9 protein-coding genes are annotated in these 10,824 nt (G+C 68.3%); 6 read left to right on the forward strand and 3 right to left on the reverse strand.

Features of this window, described 5'->3' with window-relative positions:
- Positions 1-16: 16 nt before the first annotated feature.
- Positions 17-1,900, forward strand: a complete 1,884-nt coding sequence (locus IEY98_RS32910; protein WP_229787606.1) for an SGNH/GDSL hydrolase family protein — start codon at positions 17-19, stop codon at positions 1,898-1,900.
- Positions 1,901-1,931: 31 nt separating this feature from the next.
- On the opposite strand, the gene IEY98_RS28015 is transcribed toward IEY98_RS32910, so the two are convergent.
- The 3 genes from IEY98_RS28015 to IEY98_RS28025 form a co-directional block, all read right to left on the reverse strand.
- Positions 1,932-2,351, reverse strand: a complete 420-nt coding sequence (locus IEY98_RS28015; RefSeq protein ID WP_308425935.1) for a histone-like nucleoid-structuring protein Lsr2 — start codon at positions 2,349-2,351, stop codon at positions 1,932-1,934.
- 276 nt (positions 2,352-2,627) lie between these two features.
- Entirely contained in the window at positions 2,628-4,601 is a 1,974-nt protein-coding gene (locus IEY98_RS28020) for a hypothetical protein (protein ID WP_189213673.1), read from the reverse strand.
- Complete coding sequence (locus IEY98_RS28025) at positions 4,601-5,197, reverse strand: TIR domain-containing protein (RefSeq protein ID WP_189213674.1); 597 nt, start codon at positions 5,195-5,197, stop codon at positions 4,601-4,603. Before IEY98_RS28025 ends, IEY98_RS28020 begins: the two co-directional genes overlap by 1 nt.
- Positions 5,198-5,908: 711 nt before the next feature.
- Between IEY98_RS28025 and IEY98_RS28030 the strand changes: the two genes are divergently transcribed.
- From IEY98_RS28030 to IEY98_RS28050, 5 genes are read left to right on the forward strand one after another with little or no spacing between them, the layout of a single operon-like run.
- Positions 5,909-6,766 carry a hypothetical protein gene (locus IEY98_RS28030; RefSeq protein ID WP_189213675.1) on the forward strand — a complete coding sequence of 286 codons (858 nt, stop codon included), beginning with the start codon at positions 5,909-5,911 and terminating at the stop codon, positions 6,764-6,766.
- Positions 6,767-6,789: 23 nt separating this feature from the next.
- A complete protein-coding gene (locus tag IEY98_RS28035) occupies positions 6,790-7,371 on the forward strand; it encodes a hypothetical protein (protein ID WP_189213676.1) in 582 nt (193 codons plus the stop codon).
- Positions 7,372-7,376: 5 nt separating this feature from the next.
- On the forward strand, positions 7,377-8,138 hold the full coding sequence (locus tag IEY98_RS28040; protein ID WP_189213677.1) for a PP2C family protein-serine/threonine phosphatase: 762 nt from the start codon (positions 7,377-7,379) through the stop codon (positions 8,136-8,138).
- On the forward strand, positions 8,135-9,355 hold the full coding sequence (locus IEY98_RS28045; RefSeq protein ID WP_189213678.1) for a hypothetical protein: 1,221 nt from the start codon (positions 8,135-8,137) through the stop codon (positions 9,353-9,355). Before IEY98_RS28040 ends, IEY98_RS28045 begins: the two co-directional genes overlap by 4 nt.
- On the forward strand, positions 9,352-10,773 hold the full coding sequence (locus IEY98_RS28050) for a serine/threonine-protein kinase (RefSeq protein WP_189213679.1): 1,422 nt from the start codon (positions 9,352-9,354) through the stop codon (positions 10,771-10,773). Before IEY98_RS28045 ends, IEY98_RS28050 begins: the two co-directional genes overlap by 4 nt.
- The last annotated feature ends 51 nt before the right edge of the window (positions 10,774-10,824 follow it).

A 10,824-nucleotide genomic window follows, 5' to 3' on the forward strand; every position in this document is an offset into this window, starting at 1 on the left:
GTCGATCGTGGACGGCATGACACAACTGCACCAGGTGTCTCGGACACCTGCCACCCTCAGCCCCGGTGCGCGCATCCCGGCTCTGGACGGTCTGCGCGGCCTGGCCGTCGCCGCGGTCCTGCTGTTCCACGCGGGCGGGATCAGCGGCGGTTTCCTCGGCGTCGACCTGTTCTTCGCCCTGTCCGGCTACCTCATCACCGACCTCCTGCTGCGGGAGGCCGCCGCCACCGGAACGGTGTCGCTCACCGCGTTCTGCCAGCGTCGGATCAGGCGCCTGGCCCCGGCGCTCGTCGTCGTGCTCGTCATCGCGACCGTGGTCGTCTGGGCGGCGGGAATGACCGATCTGTGGTCCTCAGCGCTGTCGGACGGACCGTGGGTGCAGCTGAACCTGGTCAACTGGCACCTGATCGGCGAGTCGGCGGGCTACTGGGACCGCTTCGGGGCGGACCGGCTGTTCGGCCACCTCTGGAGCATCGCCGTGGAGGAGCAGTTCTACCTGCTCTGGCCGGTCGCCGTACTGCTGCTCGTCCGGCGGACGGCTCGGGTATCGCGCACGGTCGCCCTTCTCGCCGTTATCGTCTCCCTTGCCTCCCTGGCCCTGATGGTCCTGCTGGTCGGGGACGGGGACACCACCCGCGTCTACACCGGAACCGACACCCGCGCCTTCTCCCTCATGCTCGGCGCGCTCGCGGCCACCGAACCCGCCAGGAACCTGCTGCGCCGGATCACCGGCAGGCTGGCCGGAGCGGTCTGCGCTGTCCTGCTGGCCGGGATCGCGATGTCCTGGCTGCTGGTCGACGGCGAGACGTCCCGAGGGCTGTTCCATGGCGGACTGTTCGCTCACTCGCTGGCCGCCGCGGCACTGGTGGCGCTGTGCGCGCAGGCTCCGGAGAACACCGTCGCGAGCATGTTGGGCACGCCGTCGCTGCGCTGGTTGGGACTGATCTCCTACAGCCTCTACCTGTGGCACTGGCCGGTGTTTCTCGTCCTCACCCCCGAGCGGCTCGGCGTGAGCGGCTGGCTGTGGGCCACACTGGTGTGCGCCGTGTCGATCTGTCTGGCCGCGCTGTCCCGCCGGTTCGTCGAAGACCCGGTCCGGTTCCGGGCGGGGTGGGCACGAGGGCGGACCGGGATCGCCGTCTTCGCCGCGGTGATGGCGGCCCTGGCCCTGTTGTGGGTCGTCGTGCCGCGCCCCGCGGCCCAGACCGTCGACCCGGGCGCGCTCGCCTCCCCCGGCACGGTCTCGACCAGCGGTCCACGCATGTCGAAGGTCCTGTTCATGGGAGACTCCATCGCTGCTGGCCAAGCCCTGCCGCTGGCGGCGGCCATGAAGGCCGCGGGAGTGGGCTTCACGTCCATCGCCGCCGACGGTGGCGGAGGGGTGGTCGGACCGCTGGCCGAGACCACCTGGCAGACGCTGCCCGCGACCCTGGAGACCGTCCGCCCGGACGTGGTGATCTACCAGGTCACCACCTACGACTGGGGAACAGAGACCGAGCAACGCACCGGCTACCAGCGCCTCGCGGACGCCGCCACGGGCATCGGAGCCACCACCGTGTTCGTCACCATGCCGCCCATCGTCCCCGACGAGTTCTACTCCCCGCACATGCCCGACCTGGGGAGAACCGCCTCGGTGGCGCAGAAGATCGCCGAAGAGTCCGCCGGTCGGGTCATCGTGCTCGACAGCGCCGAGGTGTGGGGCCCCGACTTCCAACGCGAGAGGGACGGCAAGGCGGACCGCAGCTCAGACGGCATCCACACCTGCCCCCACGGCGCCGCCCGATTCACCACCTGGCTGATGACCCAACTCACCGCCCGCTTCTCCGGAGTCGGCCAAGCCGACCCCGCGACCTGGGCCAACACCGGCTGGGCGGCTGACGATAGGTTCAAGGGCTGCTGACGGAAGTTGCAGCCATCGGGAAGCAGCCGGGTCAGCCGGAGAACGCCGCGGTCACTGGCTTGCGGCCACGCTTTGGCTTGTCGTCGCTGCTAGCAGACGTCGGGCTGGAGGCGTGCTCGGCAGCTTGGTAGGCCTCGATCACGTTGGCGGGAATGCGTCCGCGGCCGGCCACTTCGTAGCCGTTGGCTTGCGCCCAGTCGCGGATGGCCTTGGTTTCGTACTTGGACCGGCCCGCGCCCTGGGCGGTCGACCGAGGTGCTGGGCCGCGCTTCACCCGGCCGCCGGTGCGGCGCCCGGCCGTGACGAACTCCTCGAGGCTCTTCCGGAGCCTTTCGGCGTTCACCTCGGCAAGGTCGATCTCGTAGTCCACCCCGTCAAGGCTGAAGGTAATAGTGGCGATGTCCTCGCCAGGGGTGCCGTCGAGGTCATCGATGAGCTGGACGATGGTCATGCGGGCCATGTGATGTCCGTTCAGGGGTACGTGATGAGCAGAGGCAGCGGTAGCAGGCCGACTCTACGGTGCAGGCGGAGCGATGGTCGAACACGGCCTGGTCGTGTCGTCGAATACGTGCGACTTCTGGCCAATCGGACACCCGCAACCGGGCTGGTCGACATTGCGCGGCTGGCTACCGTGACCCATGAACGCCGTGGGGTCTTGGTTACGTAAGTCCTTCATCTGCCTGGATGAGATATCGGCGTGCACTGGGCCAGGGAAGACAGTCGTCAGCTACGTCTGGCTTTCCGCGATCACCATTCGGATGAACAATAGTCCAGTGACACGGCTTATTGAGCTGTTTCTGGAGGCCACGATTCGGGTGCCGGTGAACAACGTGTCGGCGATCTGTTTGTCGTTTCGACAAGAGGCGAGCAGGATGGACACCAGGAGTTCCGGCCCGTGTTCGGCGGCTGCGGTCAACGTCGCCTCCAGGGCGGTGAGCCAGGTCGCCTGGTGCCGCCTCAGAAGGACTCGCCATGCCTCGGCAGTCAGGTCTGCCGCTGCGGACAGGGTGGATGTTGTGAGCTGGGCCAGGTTGCGCGGATCGATCACTGCCGTGAACAGGGTGACGTCGGTCGGCTTCACCGGGTCTGCGGCAAGGTCCTTGCACAGTTGGCTCAGCAACCTGGTCAGGAACGCGGGGTCGTCCTTCGCCAGGAGGATCAGAGCCTCACGTGCCGTCGATGCGACTTCGCTGTCATAGTTTCGGGTGAGGTGCCGTAACCGCACCAGCGCCTGTTCGGGCCTGGTCGGGGCAATGGACTCGGAGCAGACCCGGACCAAGGCCAACGCGACGTAGCGGTGCAGGTTGCGATGTGTCACCCAGGTGTACACCTGTCGCCGGAACACCGAACCAGCGTCGCTCTCTAGCCCGTCGGCCAGGATCTGGATGCCGATCCACTGCAGGTTCCTTTGCTGACACCATTGAAAGACGGCGGTGAAGAGGTCGTCGGTGTGCCCGGTGCGCAAGGATTGCGCCGCGAAGCGGCGGGCGACGCGCAGTCGATCGCCGTCATCGAGCTCTCGGAGGCCGAGAACGCTGTTGATCTCAGCGGTCAATTGAGTGCGCAGCCACGGCAACCGGTCCCAGAAATAGGTGAGCACGGCGTGGCCGTGTGCGGCTTTGGTGAACCGCACTCGCCGCCTCTTGTCGACTCTTGCTTCGATGTCGTGCAGCCGGTGGTCGAGGTCCACCCACTCCAAGGGGTGGATCGGGTCTTCGGGGTATCGGACAGAGCGGAGGAAGCTCTCGCTGGCTGTGAAGACCGCCTCGGCGCGGGCCTGCTCCAGCAGCGCTGTCATCACCGTCAGGGCGCGTACCCGCCCATTGGAGGGAATCTGGACGTGATCCACCGGTTCGGTGTACGCAGCTAGTCCCTCGGCGATCCAGGCGGCTGGGTCGGTGTCGTTGTCAGCTGTTTCCTTCGCCTGCCCGATCAAAGCGGCCAACCGCGCCAAGTCACGCATGGGGTCGGCTAGGGCGTGCCTGGTCAGGTCCGCGTGCCAGGTCGTAACCCCCAGAGCGGCCAAGTGTTTGGTGAGCACCGCCGCTCCCTGTGGTCGTCCGAGGCGGCAGACCTGCTGGATAAGCTCGTCGGGCAGCAGGTGTTGAGCGCGACTACTGCATACGACGACGAGGTAGGCCTGTGCTTGTCGAACAGCGGAGTGGTGATTGACCAGCCACTTCGACCGCCGTTGAACGGATTCGCCGTTGTCGTCCGGCATGACCAGCAAGATCCGCTCACCCGACTGCACAGTGAACGAGTCCACGTCGTCGTCACTGCCGTCTACATCGACTTCCCGGAACCGGGACGTTCCGGCGCCGGACCTGTGCAGGAGCATGAGAGCGGCGGTACGTCTGCCCGTGCCGGGATCGCCAGTGAGCACCACGGTGCCCGGCTGTTGCAGTCGCTGCTCGGCTGTGATGAAACCCGGGCCCTCCACGAAACGGGCGCTCAGATCGCCGAGAAGGTCGGCGGTGTGTTCACGTGGACTGCGGCGCGGTGACGTCGGTGCCGAGGCGGGAGCGAGGAAGTAGTTGATCGAGCCGGAGCCTTGGTGGACTGCGCCTTCGACCTGGCCCACCGCGGCCACCTCATCGCCCCTGACATGGTCGATCCCCGTCTCGGCTGGCACGAAACCGGTTGCCATGGCCGCAGTGGAATCAAACCCCATCGCCGAGCTATCGGGTGCGGTGTCAGTCATCAGGGAGCGGTTCCGCCGGGAAGCTGGAAGATGCTGCCGGAGCCGAAATGCACTGGACCGGCGTTATTTCCCACAATCTGAGCCTTACCGGCGACGATGGATCTGATGCCGACGCGGGAATCCGGTGTCTCGGCAGCGGTGTTCTGCGCGGATTCGGGTAGACCCAGCACGGTGCGCAGCCTTTCGATCGCGTGCTCAGGGGCTCTGTGGTCGAACAGGATGCCGTGGACAAGGCCCACCCTCGCCAGGTCCGAAGGCAGGTCGGCGTCTTTCAAGGGCTGCCTGCCGCCGACGTAGAAGGGGATGACCGTGACGCCGTGTTCGAACGCCTCCACCAGCTCGGTCCGAACCCAGTCGATCTCGTCGCGGCCGCCCCGATCGGCCAGGATGCGCAACCAGTTGACGCCAATCACCGCGACCAGCGCGTCACACCGTCGGACGGTGGACAGGAGGGAGTGCGCGAACAGTGCTCCGGGGTCGACGGACTTGCTGGAACGGAAGACGTTCCCAGCGCCCAGCTCGGGCGACAACTCGCGGTCGAGCATCGCGGCGAAGTCCTCGCCGTCGCCGTTGCGGTAGTTGAGAAAGACCCGCACAGGACCTCCTGGAGCCGGTGGCGAAGGCGACGATCAGACCGGTCGGGCACTCCCGAATACGGCGCAGTCCTGGACGATACCAGTTCAGAGACGCCAACTCGACGATCGGAGTGAAGAGGAAACCATCCCCCCTGTGTCCAGGCGTCGGTATTAGTACCGATGACGCGCTTTGTCATGTTTCCCGCCAGTCTGGCAGTTCGGTACCGCCCTCGCCTGCGCAGTAATTATTGTGAGCGCACGTGACCATTCGCGAGATGGTTCACCCGCCACCGGGGCTGCGCCCGAGACTACGAACGACACCCCACCTGCTACACCGCATCCGTCCACTGAACCATGGTGCGCATCCTCACCCAATGAGCTCAGGGACAGGCTTTCGGCGACGCGGGGCCTATTGCGCGGCCCTCGCATGCCCGAGTACGGCACGCTCTTTCATCCCCGCCGCTTCCTCGTGGTCGGCGTCCGAGACGTGCTCCGATCTCCGTCGCTGGCCTGTAGGGACACGACCCGAACCAGACCCGCGTCGAACCCGGACATTCTTTCGCACCTGTCCATCCTGACTTGCTGATCAGGTGCGGGAACGGCGTCCGCCGCGCAGGTCGGCTAGTTGATCCTTGGCTGACGTCCGGGGTGCGTGAAGATCAGGTGCAACACCTGCCCCTATAGCGGCGATGGTCCCTCTGACCAGAGGCCAGCGTGGTGGGAGGATGTTCGATGGGGGAGATGCTGGGAGCTGACCCGGACCAGCTCGACCGCCTCGGGGTTGCCCTGGCCGGGCTGGCCGACCAGGTCGACGGCATTCGTTGCGAGGTCAACTCACTGCTAGGCCGGACCGTTTGGCTCGGGCGGGATGGGGACACCTTCCGGGCCGACTGGCAGGGCCGGTGGAGTCATCTGCTCGTCGCCGTCGCCGCCGCTGGGCGGGAGGGCGCGGGCGCGCTGCGGAACAACGCGGTACAGCAGCGGGTCGCCAGCGGGGGCGACGGGGGTGGCAGTGGGTGGAGCGGCAGCTCGTGGAGCGCGGGCGGACTCGAACGGTCTGCCAGCCCGTTCGAGTCCGCTGGCAAGGCTTTCGTGGATGGCGTGTTCTGGGGTATCGGGGCCGTCGACTTGCTCATCGACGCCAAAGCGTTCAAAGGCGTTGACCCCAAGACGCTCGCGGTGCTCGGCAAGCGGCTGAGCATCGTTGGGATCGTCGAGGACGCGGTGAGTCTGGGGTACGGGCTTGCCACTGATCCGGGTTCGAACGACACCGCGAACGCCGGGGTCGGGCTGGTGCTCGGCACGGCGGCGATCGTCGCGGGCGCGATCTGCCCGCCCGCGGGGATCGCGATTGGGGCCGTCGGACTGCTTTACGGCATCGCCACCCAGTTGGATCCGACGTTGGGCCGCGATCTGGTCGACGGCTTCGTCAACGGAGCGACCACGGTGTGGGAAGGGGTCTCGGCGGTGGCGGACGGGGCGTGGGACCTCGCCGAGGGCGTCGGGGCGGGCGCGAACGCGGCAGCCGAAGCCGCGGCGGGTGCGATCAGCGGTGGCGTCGACTTTCTGAAGGGTTGGCTGGGACAGTGACGACGGATCAGGTGGACACGGGCGTGGACCGGGTGGTGCTGACGTTCGCGGAGATGGCGTTCCTCCTGTCGGTCAGGCAAGCGCCCGTGGTCCGCACTCAGGTGCTGGCGGGTTATCCCGAGGGTGTTGAGGCGGCGGGGGAGTCGTCGCTGCTGGCGAGGGGGCTGTGCGAGATGCGGGAGCGTGCGGTCGTCCCGGGCCAGGAAGTCCTCACCGTCCTCGCCGGGCTCACCACGGCCACCACGCGCGTCCGAGCGGTCGCCTGGACGGAGTCCGGGATGCGGTTCGCGCACCTGTTCTTCGGCCCGCACGTTGCTCTGGCGGTGCTGCCCTTCGCGGGCATGCGGTTCGACGTTCGGGTGCTCGGCGCGCCATTGGGGGAGCAGGTCATCGGCTTCGTTGACGCGCATTTGGCACCCACTGGCCCGGTCGCGATTCTGGTCGAGGCGACAACCGGCGAGAGCACGACCAGCATGTCCGTCACCGTGGACGAGAGCGGAGACGTGACCGTCTCGGACTCCCAGCACTCGCCGGATCGGGGGGCGCCGGTGCCGAGAGCCGCAGCGCTGGACCGCATGGCCCAGGTCTTCGGGATGCTTCCGTGACCGCGATGCGCGCTGGAGTCGCCACGGACATCGGCGCGGTCCGAGGCACCAATCAGGACAGCCACCTCGTCCAGGGGCGGGTGTTCGCCGTCGCGGATGGGATGGGCGGGCACTCGGCAGGGGAGGTGGCCAGCGGTATCGCCGTCACCGCGCTGGCCGGGCTCGCCGAACTCGAATCGGTCGGGGTGGACGAGGTGAAGCAGCACGTCGCCAAGGCCAACGCCGACATCCTGGCGACCGCCAGCCGGGAACCCGACAAGGCCGGGATGGGCACGACGCTCACCGGACTGTGCCTGATCGAGGTTGGCGGAACCCCGCACTGGGCCGTGTTCAACCTCGGCGACTCCCGGGTCTACCGGTTCCACGACGGCGCCGTCGAGCAGTTGACCGCCGACCACTCCGAGGTCGCCGACCTCGTCCGCGCCGGGCGGATCACCGAACCGCAGGCCCGAGCGCACCCAGCCCGCATGGTGCTGACCAAGGCGCTGGGGACCGCCGATGCCGAACCGGAGATCCGGGTGCTCCCGGTCGTGGCGGGCGAACGGTTCCTGCTCTGCTCCGACGGCCTGACCGGCGAACTCTCCGACGCCGAGATCGCCGAACGGCTCGGCGCCGAAGACGATCCCCAAACCCTCGCCGACGCGCTGGTCGGTGCCGCCGTGGCCGCAGGCGGACGCGACAACGTAACCGTCGTCGTGGTCGACAACGCCGTGAGCATGGCCGGTCCTGCCGCGCGGACCGCCCCGCGGAAGGAACCGGGGACGTGACGAGCTACCTGCCCGGCCCGTGGCTGGCTTTCGTCGGTCCATCCCTGTCGGTGGTCGCCGATGTGCAATGGGCAAGTCCGGCCGCCGACGCGTGCTGGTCTCTGGTCAGCCGCGCAGGCGACCACAGCGAACTCCTCGAACTGCTCGAAGTGGTCGCCGCGCTGCCGGGATTCGCCATCGTGGGGCCGGACCGGCTGCGGCTGGCGGGCTCCATCACGGCTCTGGTCGGAGAATCCGCTCTGTCCGGCAAGGACGCGCGCACCTGGGCGACGCACACTCTGCCTCCCGACGCGGACGTGCGGCTCGTGGTAGACGGGCCCGAAGAGGACATCCCGTACTCGCCGCTGCCGCTGCTCAGCGGTGTGGTGAGTGTTCGGGAACTGTGGCTGACGACGTCCCCAGCCGAAGTCGCGGTGCACCTGGGTGAGCCCGAGCCTCCCGCCACCCCTGTGGATCCGGAACCCGTCGGTGCAGCATCTGAGGTCGTGCATATGCCAGCCCGCGCCATCGCGGCGGAGCGGGTTTCGTCTGTCCCAGCACCGACGGCAACGGAACCGGAAGGCGCTTCCGATCCTGCACCCCCGGCCGGCTCGACGCAGGCCAGGTCCGAAGCGAAGCTCGATCGCATGTTCAACCCGGCCAAGCCCGCGCCGCCGGGCCCGGAACCGTCGTCGGCGACCGAGCACGTCGTTCCCGCTCCGGAAGAGCGGCCGACCTCGGTGCTGCCGCCCACCCCGCACGTCCACTCCAGCCCGCGATACTCGATTCCGACCTACGCCAGGGCCCAGCCCGCCCCGGTCGTCGTGCAGCCGATGATGGACGACATCCTCGGTTCGGTGTCCGTCGAGAGCACGCCCGCCGGGCCGAGATCGCGGACCGCGCCGTTGCCCCTGGTGCTGGTGTTCCCCACCGGCAAGCCGTGTCCGCTCGACCGGGCTGTGCTGCTCGGCCGTGAGCCGGGCGTGCGGGGCAATCCGGCGGGGATGACGCTGATCAAAGTCCTCCCGCAGCACACCGATGTCTCCCGGCTGCACCTGGAGATCCATCCGAAGCACCGCGGCGTCGTGGTGATCAACCGCTCCGAGCACGGCACCCTGGTGCGCGCGCCGGACGGGCAGGCGCGCAGGCTGGGGCTCGGTGAGAGCGCGGTGGTCGACGCGGGCGCGGTTCTCGAGCTGTCGCCGGGCTACCGCCTGACCGTCGAGGCGGGTCGGTGAACCCGCCGCCCGAGATCGACGGCATGGAGTTCATCAGGGAGCTTGGCCGGGGCGGCTTCGCCGCCGTGTACCTCTACCGCGAGAAGGAGCCGTACCGCGAGGTCGCCGTCAAGGTGTTCTTCGACGCCGGGATGCGAGCGGAGGTCCTCCACGAGGCGAACACGATGGCGGCGTTGGAGAAGAACGACAACATCGCGCACATCAACAAGGTGACCTACGCCAAGGACGGCAGCGTCTGCCTGGTGATGAAGTACTTCGACCGCGGCAACTACGCCACCAGGGTGGCCAACCACCCGCTGTCGGTGCGCGAGGTCGCCGATGTCGGGGTGGCCATGGCCGACGCAGTCGCCTTCGCCCATCGCAACGAGTTCCTGCACTGCGACATCAAGCCCGCGAACATCCTCATCAGCGACGCTGGCAAACCGAAGCTCGCCGACTTCGGCATCGCCCGACCTGCGTGGCAGGCGACCACCACGGCCACCACGGCCACGTTGGCCTACTCCCCGCCCTGGGCTGCTCCCGAGGTGATCGAGCGCGGCGAGTTCTCCCCGTTGAGCGACGTCTTCGCGCTAGCCGCGACGCTGTGGCACCTCCTGGTCGGTCATTCGCCCTTCGAGCTCCGCGGCGAGGAGTACGACCCCGAGAAGGTCAGCGGACGCGTGCTGGCGGGCCATGCCCCGCCGACCGGACGCGCGGACGTGCCGTCCGCGCTGGAGAACCTGCTGGCCCGCGCGCTGCACCCGGACCCGGCACGCAGGCCGCCGAGCGCCGCCGAGTTCGGCAGACAACTCGCCTCGATTCACGTCGGACCTGTTCCGGCTCCGCCGACTTATGCGCCTGCCAGATCGCCGCGCTCTTCCGTAGGCGCACCGGACACGAGTCCGCGACCGCTGCCCGGCCTGGCACCGCCGACGAGTCGACCGCACTGGCAACCGGAGACCCGGCAACCGCCCCGGCCCGCTCACACCGCGCTCCGGCCGGTTTCGCCTCTGCCGGAGCCAAAACCCGAGCCGCCTGCACCGCCTCCACGCCGGGCCGCGCTCGTGGTCGGCGGCGCGGGACTCCTAGCCGCCATCGTGATCGGCGCGGTGGTGCTCTTGCCCGGCGATGAGGATCCGGCCCCGCCCACCACGACGCAGGGTCCGCGCGACCCGGACGCGGGCCTCGCGGTTCCGCCGGGAAAGCCCACCGTCAAGGCCATCCGGACCGGGGACAAGGTGCGGTTCACGTGGACCTACTCCGCCGCCGCGGCGACGGACACCTTCGCGTGGCGGACCTCCGAGCCCGAACGCGGCGGTGTGGTGGACAATCCGGAACTCAGTCTCGCCGCAACAGGTGAACTCTGCCTGCAGGTGAAGGTGCAGCGCGTCGACGGCTCCAATGCCATCGTGGACTGGTCCGAACCGGCCTGTGCTTGAGGACCGTTTCCTGGACATTCAGGTGACATCCCCAGATTCGTGCAACACCTG

This window comes from Actinokineospora fastidiosa (genome assembly GCF_014648415.1).
GTDB lineage: Bacteria > Actinomycetota > Actinomycetes > Mycobacteriales > Pseudonocardiaceae > Actinokineospora > Actinokineospora fastidiosa.